General features: G+C 73.9%; 15 protein-coding genes. 7 read left to right on the top strand and 8 right to left on the bottom strand.

Annotated elements, in window-relative coordinates; all coding sequences use genetic code 11:
• The first annotated feature begins 2 nt into the window (after nucleotides 1-2).
• Genes ACFWW8_RS27440 through ACFWW8_RS27430 form a run of 3 tightly spaced genes read left to right on the top strand, consistent with a single transcriptional unit; the run spans nucleotide 3 to nucleotide 3,594 of the window.
• Entirely contained in the window at nucleotides 3-842 is an 840-nt protein-coding gene (locus ACFWW8_RS27440) for a sugar ABC transporter permease (protein WP_386532317.1), read from the top strand.
• Nucleotides 843-889: 47 nt separating this feature from the next.
• On the top strand, nucleotides 890-2,491 hold the full coding sequence (locus ACFWW8_RS27435) for a glycoside hydrolase family 13 protein (RefSeq protein ID WP_386532314.1): 1,602 nt from the start codon (nucleotides 890-892) through the stop codon (nucleotides 2,489-2,491).
• Entirely contained in the window at nucleotides 2,479-3,594 is a 1,116-nt protein-coding gene (locus ACFWW8_RS27430) for a LacI family DNA-binding transcriptional regulator (protein WP_386532311.1), read from the top strand. Before ACFWW8_RS27435 ends, ACFWW8_RS27430 begins: the two co-directional genes overlap by 13 nt.
• Here the strand turns inward: ACFWW8_RS27430 and ACFWW8_RS27425 are convergent.
• Entirely contained in the window at nucleotides 3,543-4,010 is a 468-nt protein-coding gene (locus ACFWW8_RS27425) for a VOC family protein (protein ID WP_386532308.1), read from the bottom strand. The two genes, ACFWW8_RS27430 and ACFWW8_RS27425, sit on opposite strands and share 52 nt — an antisense overlap.
• Before the next feature lie 216 nt (nucleotides 4,011-4,226).
• Between ACFWW8_RS27425 and ACFWW8_RS27420 the strand changes: the two genes are divergently transcribed.
• A complete protein-coding gene (locus ACFWW8_RS27420; RefSeq protein WP_386532306.1) occupies nucleotides 4,227-5,957 on the top strand; it encodes a carbohydrate-binding module family 20 domain-containing protein in 1,731 nt (576 codons plus the stop codon).
• 89 nt (nucleotides 5,958-6,046) lie between these two features.
• Nucleotides 6,047-11,404: a pullulanase-type alpha-1,6-glucosidase gene (gene pulA / locus ACFWW8_RS27415; protein ID WP_386532303.1), complete on the top strand. Its 5,358-nt coding sequence runs from the start codon at nucleotides 6,047-6,049 to the stop codon at nucleotides 11,402-11,404.
• A 39-nt stretch (nucleotides 11,405-11,443) separates the two neighbouring features.
• Here pulA and ACFWW8_RS27410 read toward each other — a convergent pair whose 3' ends face one another.
• The 7 genes from ACFWW8_RS27410 to ACFWW8_RS27380 all read right to left on the bottom strand — a co-directional run bounded on the left by ACFWW8_RS27410 (nucleotide 11,444) and on the right by ACFWW8_RS27380 (nucleotide 18,424).
• Nucleotides 11,444-11,980 carry a GNAT family N-acetyltransferase gene (locus ACFWW8_RS27410; RefSeq protein ID WP_386532300.1) on the bottom strand — a complete coding sequence of 179 codons (537 nt, stop codon included), beginning with the start codon at nucleotides 11,978-11,980 and terminating at the stop codon, nucleotides 11,444-11,446.
• 144 nt (nucleotides 11,981-12,124) lie between these two features.
• Nucleotides 12,125-12,835 carry a TetR/AcrR family transcriptional regulator gene (locus tag ACFWW8_RS27405; protein ID WP_386532297.1) on the bottom strand — a complete coding sequence of 237 codons (711 nt, stop codon included), beginning with the start codon at nucleotides 12,833-12,835 and terminating at the stop codon, nucleotides 12,125-12,127.
• Nucleotides 12,836-12,918: 83 nt separating this feature from the next.
• On the bottom strand, nucleotides 12,919-13,965 hold the full coding sequence (locus ACFWW8_RS27400) for a PDR/VanB family oxidoreductase (protein WP_386532294.1): 1,047 nt from the start codon (nucleotides 13,963-13,965) through the stop codon (nucleotides 12,919-12,921).
• The gene (locus ACFWW8_RS27395; protein WP_386532291.1) at nucleotides 13,962-14,858 is read right to left on the bottom strand and encodes a metal-dependent hydrolase; all 897 of its coding nucleotides are present in this window, start codon (nucleotides 14,856-14,858) and stop codon (nucleotides 13,962-13,964) included. Before ACFWW8_RS27395 ends, ACFWW8_RS27400 begins: the two co-directional genes overlap by 4 nt.
• Nucleotides 14,859-14,975: 117 nt before the next feature.
• Nucleotides 14,976-16,892 carry a hypothetical protein gene (locus ACFWW8_RS27390; protein WP_386532288.1) on the bottom strand — a complete coding sequence of 639 codons (1,917 nt, stop codon included), beginning with the start codon at nucleotides 16,890-16,892 and terminating at the stop codon, nucleotides 14,976-14,978.
• Between the two features lie 60 nt (nucleotides 16,893-16,952).
• Complete coding sequence (locus tag ACFWW8_RS27385) at nucleotides 16,953-17,747, bottom strand: tyrosine-protein phosphatase (protein ID WP_386532285.1); 795 nt, start codon at nucleotides 17,745-17,747, stop codon at nucleotides 16,953-16,955.
• 65 nt (nucleotides 17,748-17,812) lie between these two features.
• Complete coding sequence (locus ACFWW8_RS27380) at nucleotides 17,813-18,424, bottom strand: rhomboid-like protein (protein ID WP_386532282.1); 612 nt, start codon at nucleotides 18,422-18,424, stop codon at nucleotides 17,813-17,815.
• A gap of 65 nt (nucleotides 18,425-18,489) precedes the next feature.
• On the opposite strand from ACFWW8_RS27380, the gene ACFWW8_RS27375 reads away from it, so the two are divergent.
• Together ACFWW8_RS27375 and ACFWW8_RS27370 are read left to right on the top strand one after the other, a co-directional pair.
• Nucleotides 18,490-19,323, top strand: coding sequence for a hypothetical protein (locus ACFWW8_RS27375; RefSeq protein ID WP_386532279.1), 834 nt, complete (start codon nucleotides 18,490-18,492; stop codon nucleotides 19,321-19,323).
• Between the two features lie 85 nt (nucleotides 19,324-19,408).
• Nucleotides 19,409-20,914, top strand: a complete 1,506-nt coding sequence (locus ACFWW8_RS27370) for a PepSY-associated TM helix domain-containing protein (protein ID WP_386532276.1) — start codon at nucleotides 19,409-19,411, stop codon at nucleotides 20,912-20,914.
• The last annotated feature ends 194 nt before the right edge of the window (nucleotides 20,915-21,108 follow it).

Genomic DNA, 21,108 nt, shown 5'->3' with positions numbered 1-21,108 from the left:
CCATGACCACCCGCACTCGGGGCCGCCGCGCCCCGCTCGCCTCCGTCGGCCTCCACGCGACGCTGCTCGTCGCGTCCGTCGTCGCCGTGTTCCCGGTGCTGTGGATCCTGCTGACCTCGCTCAAGCCGGCGCAGCACGCGATCACCACGGACCTCGTCAGGGAACCCACGCTCGGCAACTACACGTACCTGCTGGAGTCGAGCCACTTCCTCAGCTGGTTCGCGAACTCCGTCCTGGTCGCCGGCGTCACCACCGTCCTCGGCGTGTTCATCGCCGCCACGACCGGTTACGCGGTCAGCCGCTTCAAGTTCCCCGGAATGAAGCCGCTGATGTGGACCCTGCTCATCACGCAGATGTTCCCGATGGCCATCCTGATCGTCCCGCTCTACACCCTGATGGGCGACCTCGGGCTGCTCAACCAGCCCGTCGGCCTGATCATCACCTACCTCACCATCGCCGTGCCGTTCTGCGCCTGGATGATGAAGGGCTTCTTCGACACGATCCCGATCGAGATCGACGAGTCCGGCCGCGTCGACGGGCTCAACCCCTTCGGCACCTTCTGGCGGCTGATCCTGCCGCTGGCCAAGCCCGGCCTCGCCGTCACCGGCTTCTACGCTTTCATCACCGCCTGGGGCGAGGTCGCGTACGCCTCCGCCTTCATGGTCGGCGAGGAGAACCTCACCCTGGCCGGCGGCCTGCAGACCTTCGTCACGCAGTACACCTCCAACTGGGGTGCGATGAGCGCCGCCTCGGTCCTCATCGCCATCCCCGCGGCGATCTTCTTCGTCTTCGCCCAGCGTCACCTCGTCGCCGGGATGACGGCAGGCGCCACCAAGGGCTGACCACCCGCCTGCCCCCGCATCACCGGCCCGATCTCTTCAAGGACGACATGACCCAGCACCTCGCCGACGCACTTCCCACCCCCTCCGGCACCCGGCCCGGTTGGTGGAGAGAAGCGGTGATCTACCAGGTCTATCCGCGCAGCTTCGCCGACTCCAACGGGGACGGCATGGGGGACCTCGAAGGCATCCGCCGCCGTCTGCCCTACCTCAGGGACCTCGGCGTCGACGCCGTGTGGCTCAGCCCGTTCTACGCCTCCCCGCAGGCCGACGCGGGCTACGACGTCGCCGACTACCGGGCCATCGACCCGATGTTCGGCACCCTGCACGACGCCGACGCCGTGATCCGCGAGGCGCACGCCCTGGGCCTGCGCATCATCGTCGACCTCGTCCCCAACCACTGCTCCGACCAGCACGAATGGTTCAAGCAGGCGCTGCGCGAGGGCCCCGGCACCCCGCTGCGCGAGCGGTTCCACTTCCGCCCGGGGCGGGGCGCGGACGGCTCCGAGCCCCCCAACGACTGGGAGTCCATCTTCGGCGGACCCGCCTGGACCCGGGTCGCGGACGGGGAGTGGTACCTGCACCTGTTCGCCCCCGAGCAGCCCGACTTCAACTGGGAACACCCCGCCGTCCAGGACGAGTTCCGCTCCATCCTGCGGTTCTGGCTCGACCTCGGCACCGACGGCTTCCGGATCGACGTCGCCCACGGCCTGGTCAAGGCCCCCGGCCTGCCCGACCTCGGCCGCGACGAGCAGCTCAAGCTGCTCGGCAACCAGGTGCTGCCCTTCTTCGACCAGGACGGCGTCCACGAGATCTACCGCTCCTGGCGGACCGTCCTGGACGAGTACGCCGGGGACCGCATCGGCGTCGCCGAGGCGTGGACGCCCAGCGCCGACCGCACGGCGCTCTACCTGCGCTCCGACGAGCTGCACCAGGCCTTCAACTTCCACTACCTGAACACGGGTTGGGACGCGGAGGCGCTGCGCGGCGCCATCGACGACTCGCTCGACGCGATGCGGCCGGTGGGTGCGCCGACGACGTGGGTGCTGTCCAACCACGACGTGGTGCGGCACGTGACGCGGTACGGGGGCGGTGACCAGGGGCTGGCCCGGGCGCGGGCGGCCGCCCTGCTGATGCTGGCCCTGCCGGGTTCGGCGTACGTGTACCAGGGCGAGGAGCTGGGGCTGCCCGAGGTCCTCGACCTGCCCGACGCGGTGCGCCAGGACCCGTCGTTCTTCAAGGCGAACGGTCAGGACGGGCTCCGCGACGGCTGCCGGGTGCCGATCCCGTGGTCCGGCACGCAGGCTCCGTACGGCTTCGGTGACGGCGGCAGCTGGCTGCCCCAGCCGGCGGAGTGGGCGGGCCTGAGCGTGGAGGCGCAGAGCGGCGACCCGGCGTCCACGCTGGAGCTGTACCGGGCGGCGCTGCGGATCCGCCGGGAGCGGGCCGAGCTGGGTGCGGGCGACGCGGTGGAGTGGCTGGAGGCCCCGGCCGGCGTCCTGGCGTTCCGCCGCGGGGCGTTCGTGTGCACGGTGAACACCACGGGCGAGCCCGTACGCCTGCCCGCGGCGGGCGAGGTGCTGCTGTCCAGCGCCGCACTGGGCGACCCGGACGTGCTCCCGGCCGACAGCGCGGTGTGGTGGCTGGGGTGACCTCCCCGCTGCGGCTCACCGACATCGCCGCGCAGGCCGAGGTCAGCGAGGCGACGGTGAGCCGCGTGCTCAACGGCAAGTCGGGCGTGGCGGCCGGTACCCGGCACAAGGTGCTGGCGGCGCTCGACCTGCTGGGCTACGAGCGTCCGGTGCGGCTCAAGCGCCGGAGCAACGGGCTGGTCGGGCTGCTCATCCCGGAGCTGACCAACCCGATCTTCCCGGCGTTCGCCCAGGTCATCGAGCAGGCGCTGGCCGGGCACGGCTACACGCCGGTGCTGTGCACGCAGACGCCGGGCGGAGCCACCGAGGACGAGCTGGTGGAGCAGCTGGAGGAGCGCGGCGTCACGGGCATCGTGTTCCTGTCGGGGCTGCACGCGGACTCGGCGGCCGACCCGGAGCGCTACCGGCGCCTGGCGGCGCGGGGGGTGCCGTTCGTGCTGGTCAACGGCTTCAACGAGCGGATCAGCGCGCCCTTCGTGTCGCCGGACGACCGGGCGGCGGCCGATATGGCGGTACGGCACCTGGAGGACCTCGGGCACCGGCGGATCGGGCTGGCGATCGGGCCGACCCGGTACGTGCCGTCGGCGCGCAAGGAGCAGGGGTTCCTCGCGGCGCTGCCGGGCGCGGACGCCGAAGGCCTGGTCCAGCGCACCCTGTTCACGGTCGAGGGCGGCCACGCGGCGGGCAACGCCCTGCTGGACCGGGGCTGTACGGGGGTGGTGTGCGCGAGCGACATGATGGCCCTGGGCGTCGTGCGGGCGGCGCGCGAGCGGGGACTGCGGGTGCCGGAGGACGTGTCGGTGGTCGGCTTCGACGACTCGCCGTTGATCGCGTTCACGGATCCGCCGCTGACGACGGTGCGCCAGCCGGTGCGCGCGATGGCGACGGCCGCCGTGGGGGCGCTGCTGGAGGCGGTGGGCGGGACCCCCGTCGAGCGCACGGAGTACGTGTTCCAGCCGGAGCTGGTGGTCCGCGGCTCGACCGCCCAGGCCCCGGGCCCGGCGGGCGGTCCGGCGGGTGACCCGGTGGCCGGTTCGGCGGGCGGTACGGCTCAGACCACGCAGAACTCGTTGCCCTCCGGGTCCTGGAGCACGACGGCGTAGTACGGCATGTCCGGCTCGTCCATGATCCGCAGGACGGTCGCGCCGGCCGCGGTGAGGCGGGTCACCTCGGCGGTGACCCGCCCGGTCCGCACCCCGATGGGCACGTCGCGCCCGCCGCCGACCTTCAGGTCGAGGTGGAGGCGGTTCTTCCCGTTCTTCGGCTCGGGGACCTGCTGGAACCAGATCCGTGGGCTGCGGCCGTCCGGGTCGACGATCGACTCCGGCGTCTCCCCGGCGCCGTCGGGCAGTTCCTCCGGGGGTACCCCCAGCTCATGCCAGTAGGCGCGCCAGGTGGGGTGTCCTCCGGGCGGGGGTTCGGGGACGTAGCGCAGGGCTTCGGCCCAGAAGGCCACCATCCGCCGCGGGTCCGCGCAGTCGACGGTCAGTTGCAGGGTCATCTCCGTGTCGTTCTCCATTCCGGCAGGGTCGCAGGCGCCGCTGACAGCGCCCGCCGGCGACGCGGCCCGTGAACGCCGGGCGGCGGCGTGGCCGGGGGTCCGGCCGGGGGTGCGGGTTGCGCCGGTGTAACCGGCGGAAACAATTCTGCAATCTCTTGCGCAAAGTCTTGCAGCACGTGGGCCCGCGCCCTACGGTCGCTGCCATCCCCACCTCTTTCGCCAGGAGGCACCCGCATGCCCCGCACCCGCGTCCGACGCCGTACGCAAACCCCCCACCGCAGAGCCGCCCTCGCGGTCCTGGCCGTCGCGGCCGCCACCCTCGTCGCACCCGCCGCCCCGGCCACGGCCGCCGCCCCCGGGGAGCGCGACGTCACCGCCGTCCTCTTCGAGTGGAAGTTCGACTCGGTGGCCGCGGCCTGCACCGACAGCCTCGGTCCCGCCGGCTACGGCTTCGTCCAGGTCTCGCCTCCCCAGGAGCACATCCAGGGCTCCCAGTGGTGGACCTCGTACCAGCCCGTCAGCTACAAGATCGCCGGCCGGCTCGGTGACCGCACCGCCTTCAAGCGGATGGTCGACACCTGCCACGCGGCGGGCGTCAAGGTCGTCGCGGACTCCGTCATCAACCACATGGCCGCCTCCGACGGCACCGGGACCGGCGGGAGTTCGTACACGAAGTACGGCTACCCCGGCATCTACTCCGGCGCCGACATGGACGACTGCCGCGCGACGATCTCGAACTACCAGGACCGCGGCAACGTCCAGAACTGCGAGCTGGTCCAGCTGGCCGACCTCGACACCGGCGAGGCGTACGTGCGGGGCCGCATCGCCGGATACCTGAACGACCTGCTCTCCCTCGGCGTCGACGGCTTCCGCATCGACGCGGCGAAGCACATGCCCGCCGCCGACCTCGCCGACATCAAGTCCCGGCTGACCAACCCGGGGGTCTACTGGAAGCAGGAGGCCATCTTCGGGGCGGGCGAGGCCGTCGGACCGGCCGAGTACCTCGGCAGCGGCGACGTGCAGGAGTTCCGCTACGCCCGTGACCTGGGGCGGATCTTCCGCTCCGAGAACCTGGCGTACCTGAAGAACTTCGGCGAGGCCTGGGGGTACATGCCCGCAGGCCGGTCCGGGGTCTTCGTCGACAACCACGACACCGAGCGCGGCGGCGACACCCTCAGCTACAAGAACGGCTCCGCCTACACCCTCGCCAACGTCTTCATGCTGGCCTGGCCCTACGGCTCCCCGGACGTGCACTCCGGCTACGAGTGGACCGACAAGGACGCCGGGCCCCCCAACGGCGGCGCGGTGAACGCCTGTCACACCGACGGCTGGAAGTGCCAGCACTCCTGGAGGGAGATCTCCTCCATGGTCGCCTTCCGCAACGCGGCCCGCGGACAGGCCGTCACCCACTGGTGGGACAACGGCGGCGACCAGATCGCCTTCGGCCGCGGCTCCAAGGCGTACGTGGCGATCAACCACGAGGGCTCGGCCCTGACCCGCACCTTCCAGACCTCCCTGCCGGCCGGCGACTACTGCGACGTGCAGAGCGGCCGCACCGTCGCCGTGGGCGGCTCCGGCCAGTTCACCGCCACCCTCGGCGCCGGCACCGCCGTCGCCCTGCACGTGAACGCCCGCACCTGCTCCGGCGGCACCACCCCGCCGCCCGCCACCGCCACCGGGGCCTCCTTCGCCGTCAACGCCACGACCGTGCCCGGCCAGAGCGTGTACGTCACCGGCGACCGCGCCGAGCTCGGCAACTGGAACACCGGCAGCGCCCTGCGCCTCGACCCGGCGGCCTACCCCGTCTGGAAGCTCGACGTCCCGCTCCCGCCCGGGACGGTCCTCGCGTACAAGTACGTCCGCAAGGACGCCGCGGGGAACGTCACCTGGGAGAGCGGGGCCAACCGCACCGCCACCGTCCCCGCGACCGGCAAGGCCGCGCTGACCGACACCTGGCGCGGCTGACCGCCGCTCCACAGACCAGGGCCGCCCGGCACCACCCGACCCCGCCACGGGCCGGGCGGCCCTCATCCACGTACCCAAGGAGAAACGCCTTGATACGCCCCGCCGCAGGAGCCCTCGCCGCCGCTCTGGCTGTGACGCTCCTGCCCGCCCTCCCGGCCGCCGCCGCCCCGGCGCGGCCCCCGGCCCCGCCCTCGGACGCGAAACTGGCCGCCGAGCCCGCCCGGCACGACCTGACCCGCGAGCAGTTCTACTTCGTGCTCCCGGACCGCTTCGCCAACGGCGACCCCCGCAACGACCGGGGCGGCCTGACCGGCTCCCGGCTCCAGACCGGCCTGGACCCGACGGACAAGGGCTTCTACCAGGGCGGCGACCTCAAGGGGCTGACCGACCGGCTCGACTACATCAAGGACCTCGGCACCACGGCCATCTGGCTCGCGCCGATCTTCAAGAACCAGCCGGTCCAGGGCAAGGGCGACGACGTCTCGGCCGGCTACCACGGCTACTGGATCACCGACTTCACGCAGGTCGACCCGCACTTCGGGAGCAACGCCGACCTGGAACGGCTCATCGACAAGGCGCACGGCAAGGGGATGAAGGTCTTCTTCGACGTCATCACCAACCACACCGCCGACGTCGTCGACTACCGGGAGGCCTCCTACTCCTACCTGTCGAAGGGCGCCTTCCCCTACCTCACCGAGGACGGGGTGCCGTTCGACGACGCCGACTACGCCGACGGGAAGCGCACGTTCCCGAAGACCGGACCCGACTCGTTCCCGCGGACGCCCTTCGTGCCCGACGCGAAGAAGAACCTCAAGGTGCCGTCCTGGCTCAACGACCCGCGGATGTACCACAACCGGGGCGACTCCACCTTCGCCGGCGAGTCCTCCGAGCAGGGCGACTTCTTCGGGCTCGACGACCTGTGGACCGAGCGTCCCGAGGTCGTCGAGGGAATGGAGAAGATCTACGAGAAGTGGGTCCGGGACTTCGACATCGACGGGTTCCGCATCGACACGGTCAAGCACGTCAACACCGGCTTCTGGACCCAGTGGGCGACCGCCCTCGACGCCTACGCGGCCAAGCGCGGCCGCGACGACTTCTTCATGTTCGGCGAGGTGTACTCCGCCGACACCGCCGTCACCTCCCCGTACGTGACGCGCGGCCGCCTCGACGCCACCCTCGACTTCCCGCTCCAGGACGCGATCCGCGCGTACGCCTCCCAGGGCGCGGGCGCCACCCGGCTGGGCTCCGTACTCGCCGACGACCACCGGTACACCACCGACAAGGCCAACGCCTACGAGCAGGTCACCTTCCTCGGCAACCACGACATGGGCCGCTTCGGCACCTTCCTCAAGCAGGACCGGCCGGGGGCGGGGGAGCAGGAGCTCCTCGACCGCTACCGGCTCGCCAACGAGCTGATGTTCCTCTCCCGGGGCAACCCGGTCGTCTACTCCGGCGACGAGCAGGGCTTCACGGGCGCCGGCGGCGACAAGGACGCCCGGCAGCCGCTCTTCGCCTCGCAGGTCGCCGACTACCTCGACGACGACCAGCTGGGCACCGACCGCACCCACGCGAGCGCCGCCTACGATCCGGGCCACCCGCTGTACCGGCAGATCAGCGCGCTCTCGAAGCTGACGAAGGCCCACCCGGCGCTGCGCGACGGGATCCAGAGCGAGCGCCTGGCCGACGGCTCCGTCTACGCCTTCGCCCGCACCGACCCCCGCACGCGCACCGAGTACCTGGTCGCCGCGAACAACGCCGCCGAGCCCCGCACCGTCGAGCTCGACGCCCCGGCCGGAGCGCAGTACCGCACCCTGTACGGCGGCTCCGCCACGGTCCGCGCCACCGCGGCCGGCAAGCTCGCCGTCGCCGTGCCGGCCTACGGCTCGGTCGTCCTCCAGGCCGCCGCGCCCCTCGCCCGGCCCGCCGTGAAGCCCTCCCTGACGCTCAAGGCCCCGGCCCCCGGCGCCACCGGCACCGTCGAGCTGAGCGCCGACGTCACCGGTGGCGGCCTGAACCGGGTCGTGTTCGCCGCGCAGACCGGCACCGGGAAGTGGCAGGTCCTCGGCTCCGCCGACCACGCCCCGTACAAGGTCACCCAGCACGTCGAGGCCGCCCCCGGCACCGCGCTGCGCTACAAGGCGGTCGTCGTGGACTCCGCCGGCCGCACCGCGAGCGCACTGGCCGCGTCCGTCGCCGGCCGGGTCCCGCCCGTCGAGGTGCCGACCGCGACCCAGCGCGACTACGCCGTCGTCCACTACAACCGCCCCGACGGCGACTACACCGACTGGCGGCTCTACGCCTGGGGCGACGTCGCCGAGGGCGAGACGACCCCCTGGCCCGAGGGCCACCCCTTCACCGGCCGCGACGCCTACGGCGCCTTCGCGTACGTCAAGCTCAAGCCCGGCGCCTCCGCCGTCAACTACCTCGTCATCGACAAGGACGGCGCCAAGGACGTCGCCGCCGACCGCACCCTCGACGTCACGAAGACCGGGGAGGTCTGGCTGGAACAGGGCAAGGAGGCCGTCCGCACCGAACGCCCCGCCTACCCGCCGCAGGACACCGCCAAAGCCGTCCTGCACCACCATCGTCCCGACGGCGCCTACGACGGCTGGGGCCTGCACGTCTGGACCGGCGCCGCGACCCCCACCGACTGGTCCAAGCCGCTGCTGCCCGTCCGCACCGACTCCTACGGCGCGGTCTACGAGGTCCCCCTCGCCGCCGGCGCCACCAGCCTGAGCTACATCCTCCACAAGGGCGACGAGAAGGACCTCCCCACCGACCAGTCCCTCGACCTGAAGGCCACCGGCCACGAGGTCTGGATGCTCGGCGGCCGCGAGAAGTACCTGCTGCCGCAACCCGCCGGCTCCGCCGCCGCCGTCGACCTCACCAAGGCCGAGGCGATCTGGATCGACCGCGACACCCTCGCCTGGAACGCCCCCGCGGCCGCCGCATCCGTCCAGCTCCTCGCCTCCCGCGAGGGCGGGATCACCGCGCGGGACGGCACGCTCCAGGAGGCCGGCGCCGCCCGGCTGCGCCTGACCCGGTCCGAGCTCACCGCCGCCCAGAAGCAGAAGTTCCCGCACCTGGCCGCGTACGCCGCGTACACCGTCGACCCCCGCGACCGCGACCGGGTCCGCGAAGCCCTGCGCGGCCAGCTCGTCGCCAGTGCCCGCGCCGCGAACGGCGCCGTCCTCGCCGCCACCGGCGTCCAGCTCGCCGGCGTACTGGACGACCTGTACACGACCGGCGCCGCCCTCGGCCCCGTCTTCGAGGACGGCCGCCCCACCCTTTCCGTCTGGGCCCCCACCGCCCGCGAGGTCGCCCTCGAACTCGACGGCCGCACGGTCGCCATGCGCCGCGACGACGCCACCGGCGTCTGGTCGGTCCGCGGCGAGCGCAACTGGGCCGGCAAGCCCTACCGCTACGCCGTCACCGTATGGGCGCCCAGCGTCCGCCAGATGGTCCGCAACCTGGTCACCGACCCGTACTCCACCGCCCTGACCGCCGACTCGACGCACAGCCTGGCCGTCGACCTCGCCGACCCGAAGCTCGCCCCGCCCGGCTGGCGGGACCTGCGCAAGCCCGCGCCCGTCCCCTTCACCACCGCCCAGATCCAGGAACTGCACGTCCGCGACTTCTCCGTCGCCGACCGCACCAGCACCCACCCCGGCCAGTACCTGGCCTTCACCGACACCGCCTCGGCAGGCATGCGCCACCTGCGCGACCTGGCCGCCTCCGGCACCTCGTACGTCCACCTCCTGCCCGCCTTCGACATCGGCACGATCCCCGAGAAGCCGGCCGACCGCACCGAACCGGCCTGCGACCTCAAGGTCTACGCCCCCGACTCCGACCAGCAGCAGGCCTGCGTGGCCGCCGCGGCCGCCAAGGACGCCTACAACTGGGGCTACGACCCGCTGCACTACACCGTCCCCGAGGGCAGCTACGCCAGCGACCCCAACGGCACCGCCCGCACCACCGAGTTCCGCAGGATGGTCCAGTCCCTGAACGGGGCCGGACTGCGCACCGTCATGGACGTGGTCTACAACCACACCGTCGCCTCCGGACAGTCCGACAAGTCGGTCCTCGACCGCGTCGTCCCCGGCTACTACCAGCGCCTGCTGCCCGACGGCAGCGTCGCCAACTCCACCTGCTGCTCCAACACGGCGCCCGAGAACGCGATGATGGGCCGCCTGGTCGTCGACTCGGTCGTCACCTGGGCCAAGCAGTACAAGGTCGACGGCTTCCGCTTCGACCTGATGGCACACCACCCCAAGGCCAACATCCTCGCCGTCCGCGCCGCCCTGGACGCCCTGACGCCCGCCAAGGACGGCGTCGACGGCAAGAAGATCGTGCTCTACGGGGAGGGCTGGAACTTCGGCGAGGTCGCCGACGACGCCCGCTTCGTCCAGGCCAGCCAGAAGAACATGGCCGGCACCGGCATCGCCACCTTCTCCGACCGGGCCCGCGACGCGGTCCGCGGCGGCGGCCCCTTCGACGAGGACCCGCGCGTGCAGGGCTTCGCCTCGGGTCTGTTCACCGAGCCGAACGGCTCCCCGGCCAACGGCACCCCCGCCGAGCAGAAGGCCCGGCTGCTGCACGCCCAGGACCTGATCAAGGTCGGCCTGTCCGGGAACCTCGCCTCGTACGCCTTCACCGACACCTCCGGCCGCCGCACCAAGGGCTCCGAGGTGGACTACAACGGCTCCCCGGCCGGCTACGCGGCCGCCCCCGGCGACGCCCTCGCCTACGCCGACGCCCACGACAACGAGACCCTCGCGGACGCCCTGACGTACAAGCTCCCGCCCGCCACCAGCCCCGCCGACAAGGCCCGCATGCAGGTCCTGGCGATGGCGACGGCCACCCTCTCGCAGGGTCCGTCCCTCTCCCAGGCGGGCTCCGACCTGCTCCGCTCCAAGTCCCTGGACCGCAACTCCTACGACAGCGGCGACTGGTTCAACGCCGTCCACTGGGACTGCCGCGACGGCAACGGCTCCGGCCGCGGCCTGCCCCCGGCGGCCGACAACGCCCCCAAGTGGACCTACGCCAAGCCCCTGCTGACCCTGCCCGCCCCGACCTGCGCCGACATCACCGGAGCCGCCGCGGCCTTCCGCGACCTCCAGCACATCCGCACGACGGAACGGGCCTTCGCCCTCACCACCCCGGAGGCGGTCCAGGCGCAGCTGGCCTTCCCGCTCTCGGGGAAGGACGAGACCCCCGGCGTGATCACGATGACCCTGGGCGATCTGGTGGTGGTCTTCAACGCCACCCCGGCCGAGCAGTCCCCGCGCGTCCCGGAACTCGCCGGCCAGGGGTACGCCCTGCACCCGGTCCAGGCCGCCGGCTCCGACGCCACCGTCCGGCGGGCCGCCTACGACGCGGCGACGGGGGAGTTCACCACCCCGGCCCGCACGGTCGCCGTCTTCACCCGCGACGCCGCGCGGCGGTGACGCACCCCGGGTGCCTCCCGGACCGGAGGCACCCGGGGCTCACACGACGGTGAGCCGGTCCAGCCGCTTCTCCAGCAGGATCACCCCGTAGACACTGCCGTCCTTCGCCTCCTTGTGGGGGAACTCACCGACCACCCGGTAGCCCGCGCCCCGGTAGTACGCGAGCAGCCGGGGGTTGGTGGAGACGCAGTCCAGCCGGGCGCGGGCCAGCCCGGACCGGGCGATCCGCCGTTCGGCGTGTTCGAGCATGCGGCGCCCGGCTGCGGCGGGCGCCGTCCGGCGTTCCACCATCAGCCGGTGCACGTAGCCGGCGACGGGCGGCTGGACCCCCCAGGCCTCCTCGTCGGACCACCACAGTTCGTACCCGCCGATGATCCGTCCGTCGCTGTCGCCGGCGAGCCACACCTCGCCCTCGCGCATCGTCGCCAGGAAGTGCGCGGCGTCCTTCTCACCGGGCTTCCACTGCTGGATCCCGTTCTTCTGCATCCACCGGGCAGCCTGGTCGTACAGCTGCACCAGGGTGTCGGCGTCCTTCTCCGCGGCCGGGCGGAACAAGATCCCGTCGTCAATGATCACGCGGGCATTATCGCCACTGCGGTGATCATCGCGGAACCGGCACCCCGCCCTCCGCGCCGCCGCGCCGCCTCGCCAAGTCCGCCCGGGAAGAAGGCCGGACGCCCCGCCCGACCCGCCGTGCGGGGCCGCGCCCGGGTCCGCCGTCTACGCCGCGCCGGGCGGCGGGCCCGCCATCAGGCCGCCGAGCCGCCCGACCAGTTCCCCGAACGTTCCGTCGGCGGGCTCGTCCGCGAGGATCCGTACGAGGATCCCCGCCATCTCCGCGTCGTACGCGGCGCTCACCGCGGCCAGCGCCGCGAAGTCGTGCACCAGCTGCAACTCCAGCTCGCCCCGCGGGATCTTCCGGCCGTCCAGCCAGATCAGCGCCGTGGACTCGGCGAGCGACACCCACGAGCGCACCACCAGCTGCAGCCGCGCCGGCGGGTCGGAGACGTCCAGGTGCGCGAGGATCTGCTCGTACGCGGCCTGCCGCACCTCGTCGATCATGGCGTTGGCCCGGCTGCTCCCGGCGGCCGGGCCGCCCCGCATCAACGCGGAGAAGCCGGGGCCGTGTTCGTCGACGAACGCGAAGAACCGACCCATGACCCGCAGCAGCCGGGCCCCGAGCGGGCCCTCCTGGGGTTCCACGAAGCGCAGCGCCAGCTCGTCGGCCGCCCGTCGCAGCGCGGCCTCGTACAGGCTCAACTTGCCCGGAAAGTAGTGGTAGACGAGCGGCCGCGATATCCCGGCCGCCGCCGCTATCTCGTCGATCGACACATCGTCGGGCGACCGGTTGCTGAACAGCTCCAGGGCGACCCCGATCAGCTGCTGCCGCCGCTCCTCGACACCCATCCTGCGCCGCACCCCGGTTGTCATGCCGACACCCTAACTTCTCCGGTCGGCGCGGAGCCCCCGCGGATCCCGGCCGGTGGCGGGCGGCCCCGGCCGCGCCGGTTCTGCTACAGGTCCAGCACCAGGCGGTCGTCCTGCGCGCGCGAGACGCACAGCAGCATCGAGTCCTCGCGCTCCTGATCGGTGAGGAGGGTGTCGCGGTGGTCCACCGGACCCTCCAGGACCCGGTGCTGGCAGGTCCCGCAGAAGCCCTGCTCGCAGGAGTAGGGGGTGTTGGGCAGCTCCCGGCGCACCGCGGCCAGGGCGGTTTCGTCCGCGGCCACCTCGACCGTCCGCCCCGAGCGGCGCAGTTCGACGGTGAACGGCCGGGCCTGCCCCGTCGCGGCCGCCGCGGTGAACCGCTCCAGGCGCACCGCCGACGGGTCGGCGGCCACCGCGACGGCGGCGTCCATCAGCGGTTCCGGGCCGCAGCAGTAGACCAGGGTGCCGGGCCCGGCCGCGGCGAGCGGGGCCAGGTCCGGGAGGCCCGTCTCGTCCTGCGGGAAGAGGGTCACGCGGTCGCCGTACGCCGCGAGGTCGGTCAGGAAGGGCATCGAGGCGCGCGAGCGGCCCCCGTACAGGAGGGTCCAGTCGGCGCCCGCCGCGGTGGCCGCGCGGAGCATCGGCAGGATCGGCGTGATACCGATGCCGCCCGCGACGAAGACGTACGAGGGGGCCGGGACCAGCTCGAAGCGGTTGCGCGGCGGCCGCAGTTCCAGCTCGGCGCCCTCGACCAGCTGCGCGTGCGCCTCCCGGGAGCCGCCACGACCGTCCTCCACGAGCCGGACCGCGATCGTGTACCGGCCGCTGTCCGCCGGGTCCCCGCACAGGGAGTACTGGCGGACCAGTCCGGACGGCAGCGTGACGTCCACGTGCGCGCCCGGCGCCCACGCCGGCAGCTCCGGCGATTCCAGGACCAGGTGCAGGATCCCCTCGGCCGGTTCGGTCCGGGAGACGACCAGCGCGCGCAGCGCGCGGCGCGGGGAGTGGCCGGATACCGGGGTCTCCAGGGCCGGCAGGGGCCACAGCGGCGAGTTCCCGATGCGCCGGCTCAGGGCGCGCCTGGCCGCCCAGGCCGCGCCCGCCGCGACGGTCACCACGACGGCGCGCCTCATGCGACGGCACCGCCGTTCGCGCCGGGGGAGGAGGCCAGGTAGGCGGTCGCCTGGGCCGTCGAGCCCTCCTGCGAGGGGTGGTAGGTACGGGACAGGTAGGTGGGGATCGACTTGAGCATCGCCCCCGTGGAGGGCAGGACGCCCTGCTGCCCGGCGCGGAAGAACTGCCCCAGCGACGCCCTGCCGTCCACGAGGGAGGGGTCGTTCTCCATGAAGAAGCGGACCCCGCGCTGCCAGAGGAAGACCAGCGCGGAGAACGCCGTCGCCCAGGTCCGCGCCCTGCGCCGGTAGGTGCCGTCCACGTGCATGAACAGGTCGAAGGCCACCGAGCGGTGCTCGACCTCCTCCGCGCCGTGCCAGCGCAGCAGGTCCAGCATGGTGGGGTCGGCGCCCCGCCGGTCCAGCTCGTCCGCGTTCAGCACCCAGTCGCCCAGGAACGCCGTGTAGTGCTCGATCGCCGCGATCATCGCGACCCGTTCCATCAGCCACCAGCGCCGTGCCCGGCCCGGCGGCAGGGTCCGGTCCCCGAGCAGCTTCTCGAACAGCCAGTCCACCTGCGCCGTGTACGGGGTCGGGTCCAGGCCGAGGCGCTTGAGGTGGGGCAGCACGTCGTCGTGGGCGGCGGCGTGCATGGCCTCCTGGCCGATGAAGCCGACGACGTCCTCGCGCAGCTGCTCGTCCTCGATGTACGGGAGCACCTGCTTGTAGACGTGGACGAACCAGCGCTCGCCCGCGGGGAGTAGCAGGTGCAGCACGTTGATCATGTGACCGGCGAAGGGGTCCCGGGGAAGCCAGTGGAGCGGGGTGTCCTCCCAGCCGAAGGACACCTTCCGTGGCTTCAGGTCTATGTGTTCCGACGCCACGGGAGCGGGCGCGGGCGGCGTATTAGACATGGCGTCAATGTACTGATGGGTAGGGGCCAGGAGAACCCCTCTGCACGCACTTCCTGACGCCGCCCCACCAGGACGGCGGCGCCGGCCGGCCCGGGCCGCCGTCGGGCCGGCCGCGGCTCAGCGCAGCGACCCCGCCTTCGAGCCGTCCGTGAGGCTGCCCGACAGGTCCACCTGCGCCCCGGCCGGCGCCTTGACCGCCAGCCGGCTGCCGTTCGCCGAACCGCTGACCCCGCCGCCCGACACCGTCAGGGAGGCGAACTGCGCGCTGCCCGCCGCCAGTACGTACCACTGCCCCGCCCGCGACTGCCACAGCACGCCCGCCAGCACCCGGGGCTCCCGGGGTCCGCACGCCGGGGTCCCCTCCGCCCGGGCCGCCTGCGCTGCCAGCGGGGCGCCGGGGGCGAGGAACTGCGCCTGGACCCGGTCCGCCGCGCCCTGCCAGGTCTCGGCCCGGGTGCAGAGCCAGGCCGCCGTCCCGCCGCCCTCGGGAAGCGGCTGCTTGGCGTACGTCCAGGCGTTGACCGTGCGGACGCCGTGCGAGCGCACCGACGGCAGCAGGCAGGCGATCCGCTGCCAGTCCCCGAGCTCCGCCGCCTCCGTCACGTCCCGCTCGGCGCCCGGCGCGCCCGACGTCAGCCGGGCCGCGGTCAGTTCGCCGAGGTCGGTGATCAGCCGGGTGGCGCCGGCCCCGGTCAGCGCCAGCGCGTTCCAGCTCGTGCACCTGCCCGCGGGAGCGGGGCCGGCGACCGGCGGGGTCACCCCGTCCGGGGTCAGTTTCAGGGGCGCCGGGGCCGCGTCCGCCTTCAGCAGGTCCCGCAGGGCCGCCCCGGTGACCCAGGGGGCGGTGAGGTAGCGCACGTTGCCGTCGACCCGGCTGAGGACCAGAGCCGCCGCGGTGTCCGCCGAGGCTCCGTCGGTCCGGGCGAAGTCGAGGGCGGCGCCGGTGCTCCCGGACCGCGGTTCGGCGTACCGCACCACGCGCAGGCCGTCGTGGAGGAGGACCACCACGGCCTGGTCGACGGTGCCCGCGTACAGCAGCTGGGCCGGTCCCATCGCCGGTCCGGTGGGGGTGCCCGGGGTGGCCGAGACGACCACCGGGGAGCCGGGCCGGGCCCACACGGCCAGCGCACGGCGCAGCAGCGCCGCGTCGCCGGCCCGGTCACCGCGCGCGGGCCAGGTGGAGAAGCCCGTACGGGAGGACGTGCGCCACAGCGTCGGGGCGGCCCGGACCAGCTTCCCGGGGTCAAGGGCCTGCTCGGCCGCCGGGTTGAGCGCGTACGGCGGCGCGGCGGGCCCGTCCGACCCCCAGCCTCCGCCCGGCAGTGCGAGGAGCGCCCCGCAGACGGCGAGGGCGGCCCCGGCGGCGAGCGCGGCCCGCGTGAGCCGGCGGCGGCGCAACAGGTCGGTCGGCCGGGCCAGCAGGACGCACGGGTCGAACTCGGGGGAGGCGAACAGCGCGTCGTTCGCCGGTTCACCGGACTCCGCGACGGCGGCGGCCGGGTCGGCCACCCCGGCGTCGTCCAGCACCCGGAGCACCTCGGGCTCCGACAGCCGCTCCAGGGCGCGCAGCACGCACGCGGCCCGGCCGGGCCCGCCGAGGGTGGCCAGCCACTGGTCGAGGGCGAGCTCCTCAGCCCCGCCCGAACGGGGGAACAGCCGCAGCCCCCACACCTGGGGGAGGGCCGGCGGGAGCTGCGCGCGCCGGGGCAGCGCGCGGAACGTCAGCGGGACCCCGGCCTCCAGGGCGGCGCGCAGCACGCGCAGCCGGACGTAGGCGTAACCGGAGTCCCCCGTGTCCCCGCCGCGCTGGCCCGGGACCCCGCCGCGGACGGCGGCCGTCGTCTCCCGCCGCCCGCGGGGCAGCGCACGCTGGGTGAGCGCATGGGCGGTGAGCACCCGCCGGTTGCGGCCCAGGGCGGGCGGCAGCACCAGGTAGGCGAGCCGCACCAGCCGCGGGTAGTGCTCGACGATGGCGGCCTCGGCCTGTTCGACGTCGGGAGGCAGGGGGCGGGTGGCGGTATCCGGCGCAGTCACGTTCAGCAGAACGAGCGAATCGTCGGATGGTCACCCGTCCCCAGCGCACCCGTTCGGGCCTCAGGCCACCAGGCGGGCGCGCAGCGCCCCGACCGTCTCGTCGGGGACGCCGAGGCCCTCGCGCACGTACTTCTCCACGGAGCCGTAGCGCGTCGCGACCTCGTCGAGCGCGGCCTCCAGGTACGAGGGGAAGACCCCGATCAGCGCGAGCGCGATGTCCGGGTCGCCGCCCGCCGCAGTGAAGCCCTCGATCATCGGGGCGAAGGCGCGCCTCACCGCCGGGTTCACCGAGAGGTACTCGGCCATCAGGGTGTCGTCGTCCGCGCCGAGCAGCGACAGGATCACCGTCGCGCCCCAGCCGGTGCGGTCCTTGCCGGCCGTGCAGTGGAAGAGGAGGGGGCCGGACGCCGGATCGGCCGCCTCGGTGAGCAGCATCCGGTACGCGGCCCGCGCGGACCCGGAGTGCACGAAGGACCGGTAGACGTCCCCGAACAACACCCGCGCCTTGCCGCCGCCCAAGTGCTCCTCGGCGACCACCGGGTCGGACAGCAGGTCCTTGAGCTGCGCGGCGGCGGGCATCCTGCCGGAGGTCACCTTGTCCGCGAGCACGTCGCCGACCAGCAGCCGGGCGCCGGCCGGGAGGCGGTCGGGATGGTCGGCGCGCTCGGCGTCGGTGCGGAGGTCGACGACCGTGCGCAGGCCCAGCGCGGCGACCACCGGGTCGGCCGCGACGTCGAGCCGGTCGAGCTGGCCCGAGCGCAGGAGCAGACCGGGCCGGACGGTGCGGCCGCCGGACAGCGGGGTGCCGCCGAGGTCGCGGAGGTTGGCGACGGTGGTGGACGGGGTGGCGGTCATCGTGTCGGCTCCAGCGGTCGGCGAAGGGTGTGGGCAACGGGACCGGACGGTCGTGGTTACTCGTGTCAAACGGTGATGCGGGCCATCTTCCGACGACTCGGCGCGGACAGACAATCGACGGCCAGGGCGATCCCGATGCCCATCCCGAGCGCCGCCAGGTGCCCGGCGTCGGTGAAGGTCCGCCGACGCCCCAGCACCGGGGCCGCGCCGAGCACCAGCAGCCCGGCCCGGGCCGCCGTGCGCACCGGCCCGCGCGGCAGGGCCGAGGTCAGCGCCCCGAGGACCGCGTTGAACCCGTAGCTGGTCCCCACGTCCAGGGCCTGCCGGGTCCGGGGTCCGGCCGTCCTGCGCAGCACGCCGTACACGAGGAGGGTCGCCGAGGCGTGCCCGAGCAGGAACACCCCGGCGGTCCACCAGGCCCCGTACGCGTACTCGGCGTACCCGAGCACGGCGACGAGCAGCAGCGCGTACGGCAGCGGCATCGGCTCCTCGACCACGAAGGCGCTGGTCAGCAGCGTTTCCCAGCGGCCGGCGGCAAGGTTGTCGACGTTCGTCGAGCAGCCGCGCAGCAGCTGCTCCCGCTCGGCCGCCCCCATCCGCTCCAGGGCGTACGCCCCGAACTGGACCCCGGCCGCGTACACCGTGCTCAGGGGCGAGGGCCATGGCAATGGATTCACCCTTCCATGATCGGATACCTCCCCCGCGAGGGCATCACCGGGCCCCGTGGGAACATGGCCCGGCCATGTCAGAGAACCCCGCGCCGCTGCGCGCCACCCGAGCCGCGCTGTTCGCGGCGGTGTGCGTGGCGCTGGGCGCGGTGGGTCACGCGCACATGTCCGGCACGGACGTGCCGATCACGGGGCTCCTGGTGGCTTTCGGGGTGACCGCCGGACTCGCCCGGATCGGAGCCGGGCGGCGGCGGGGCCCGGTGGGGATCACCGCCGCGCTGCTCGCCGTCCAGGGGGTCCTGCACCTCGTCTTCAGCGGCAGCCGGGCCGCGCAGGCGCCGCCCGCGGCCACGCCGGGCCACGGCCAGCACCACCACGCGGCGGCCGCCGACCCGACGGCCGCCGACCCGGGCGCGGCCGGAGCCCCGGGGACGCCGCGCGCGGCCGGCGACGGCGCGATGGACGGCGCGGCCGGGACGGACGGCATCGCCGGCATGGCCGACCTCGGCTCCGCGGCCGACCTCGGCTCCGCGGCCGGCGCCGGCGCGGTGGACGGCATGGCCGGGATGGTCACGACGGCCGGGCACGGCGGGTTCGGGATGCTGGCCGCGCACGTGCTCGCCGGGCTGTTCTGCGCCCTCTGGCTGGCCCGGGGCGAGGCCGCCGTGTTCCGGCTGGCCCGGGTCCTCGCCTCCGCCGCGCTGCACACCGCCCGCCCGCTGGCCCGCGCGGTCGCCCTGGTGCGGGCGCGGGTGGTACCCGTACCGGCTCCGCCCGCCCGGCGCCCCGCGTACGTACGACCGCGCCGCCTGCGCGGGGCGGTGCACGCCCACGCCGTGTTCCGGCGCGGGCCGCCGGGGAGCCGAGCGTTCCGCGCCACGGCCCCCGGCCGTCCCGCCCGCGCCTGACCGGCGCGCCCTCCCGGCCCCGCGCCGGCGGTGAGCGGGACCCGGGGCCGGTTTCCCCATGTCTCCGCCGACACCGAGGACCCCCATGTCCCTTGAAGACGTTCAGGACGTCCGCACCCCGGACGCCGACACCCCCGCCGACAGAACCACCGCCGGCAGCACCACGGCCGCCACCGGCTCCGAGGCCGGCGGCACCGCCGCCGGTGGTGCGCGCAGGAGCCCCGGCGGCTGGGCCGCCCTGCGCCCGCTGCTCCTGCGCATGCACTTCTACGCGGGCCTGCTCATCGCCCCACTGCTGTTCGTCGCCGCCGCCACCGGGCTGCTCTACGCCGCCTCCTGGCAGGCCGAGGCGATCGTCTACGCCGACGAGCTGACCGTCGACCGCGTCGGCGACCGCCCGCTGGCCCTCAGCGCCCAGGTCGCCGCGGCCCGGGGCGCCGAACCCCGGGGCGAGATCGTGTCCGTGTGGCCCGCGCCGGACGCCGAGGCCACCACCCGCGTGATCATGGAGAGCCCGGGCCTCCCCGAGGGCGAGACCCTCACCGTCTTCGTCGACCCGTACACGGCCGAGGTGCGCGGGCAGCTCGCCACGGTGGGCGACGCACTCCCGCTGCGGGCCTGGCTGAGCGAGTTCCACTCCAGCCTCCACCTCGGCGAGTTCGGCAGGAACTACAGCGAGCTCGCCGCGAGCTGGCTGTGGGTGGTGGCCCTCGGCGGCCTCGCCCTGTGGATCGGCCGCCGCCGCGAGCGGGCGTCGGAACTGGTCGTCCCCGACCGCACGGCCACCGGCCGGCGCCGCACCCTGTCCTGGCACGGCACCGTCGGGCTCTGGGCCGTCGCGGGCCTCGTGGTGCTCTCCGCCACCGGTCTGACCTGGTCGCGGTACGCGGGCGAGAACATCGGGCAGCTCCAGGACCGTCTCGGCGGCGCCACCCCCGCCGTCTCCGCCGCGGTGAACGGCGGGCCGGACGGCGGCGCCGACGAGCACGCGGGCCACGTCATGCCCGACGGCACCCCGATGGCCCCGGCCGCTCCCACCGCCGACCTCGGCATCGACCGCGCCGTCGAGGCCGCCCGGGCCGCCGGGGTCACGGAGTCCCTCCAGGTGACGCTCCCGTCCCAGGGCAAGGGGTACGTGGTCAAGGAGAAGGACAAGCTGGTGCCGGTGCACTTGGACGCCGTCTCCGTCGACCCCGCCGACGCCCGGGTCATGGACGAACTCCGCTTCGCGGACTACCCCCTGCTCGCCCAGCTGACCCGCTTCGGCATCGACCTGCACATGGGCATGACCTTCGGCCTCGCCAACCAGCTCGCCCTGGCCGCGCTCGCCGTCGCGGTGATGTTCCTCGTCTTCTGGGGCTACCGGATGTGGTGGCTGCGCCGGCCGACGAAGCACCGGGCGCTCTCCGTGGGCCACGCCCAGCCGCGCGGAGCCTGGCGGAAGCTGCCGGTGACCGTGCTGCTGCCGCTGGCCGCGGTGACCGCCGTGGTCGGCTGGTTCGTCCCGATGCTCGGGATCAGCCTGGTGGCCTTCCTCGTGCTCGACGCCGTCCTCGGCTTCGCGGCCGGCCGCCGGACCTCGGCGCCCTAGAAGGTGTCGTCACAGTGGCACGGCCTCATCAGGACCACACGATCCCGTCAAGGACCGTCCGGTCGTCCAGCCGCGGCCGCCCGAAGGCAGGCCGCGGCACCAGGGGCCGCACACGTTCCCGCTCGGCACCGGACAGTTCACGGCGACGCATCCCGACACCGTGATCCACACGTCCAGATCACTGTGACGACACC

This window comes from Streptomyces sp. NPDC058701, from assembly GCF_042715295.1.
In the GTDB taxonomy this organism is placed as follows: domain Bacteria; phylum Actinomycetota; class Actinomycetes; order Streptomycetales; family Streptomycetaceae; genus Streptomyces.
This window is presented reverse-complemented; position numbering and strand designations above follow the sequence as displayed.

What these genes read in the sequence shown, in the direction of transcription:
- ACFWW8_RS27395 (WP_386532291.1), bottom strand. Translation starts at nt 14,858, where the DNA reads ATGTCTAATACGCCGCCCGCGCCCGCTCCCGTGGCGTCGGAACACATA.
- ACFWW8_RS27375 (WP_386532279.1), top strand. Translation starts at nt 18,490, where the DNA reads ATGTCAGAGAACCCCGCGCCGCTGCGCGCCACCCGAGCCGCGCTGTTC.
- ACFWW8_RS27370 (WP_386532276.1), top strand. Translation starts at nt 19,409, where the DNA reads ATGTCCCTTGAAGACGTTCAGGACGTCCGCACCCCGGACGCCGACACC.
- ACFWW8_RS27405 (WP_386532297.1), bottom strand. Translation starts at nt 12,835, where the DNA reads ATGACAACCGGGGTGCGGCGCAGGATGGGTGTCGAGGAGCGGCGGCAG.
- ACFWW8_RS27425 (WP_386532308.1), bottom strand. Translation starts at nt 4,010, where the DNA reads ATGGAGAACGACACGGAGATGACCCTGCAACTGACCGTCGACTGCGCG.
- ACFWW8_RS27385 (WP_386532285.1), bottom strand. Translation starts at nt 17,747, where the DNA reads ATGACCGCCACCCCGTCCACCACCGTCGCCAACCTCCGCGACCTCGGC.
- ACFWW8_RS27400 (WP_386532294.1), bottom strand. Translation starts at nt 13,965, where the DNA reads ATGAGGCGCGCCGTCGTGGTGACCGTCGCGGCGGGCGCGGCCTGGGCG.
- ACFWW8_RS27420 (WP_386532306.1), top strand. Translation starts at nt 4,227, where the DNA reads ATGCCCCGCACCCGCGTCCGACGCCGTACGCAAACCCCCCACCGCAGA.
- ACFWW8_RS27435 (WP_386532314.1), top strand. Translation starts at nt 890, where the DNA reads ATGACCCAGCACCTCGCCGACGCACTTCCCACCCCCTCCGGCACCCGG.
- ACFWW8_RS27440 (WP_386532317.1), top strand. Translation starts at nt 3, where the DNA reads ATGACCACCCGCACTCGGGGCCGCCGCGCCCCGCTCGCCTCCGTCGGC.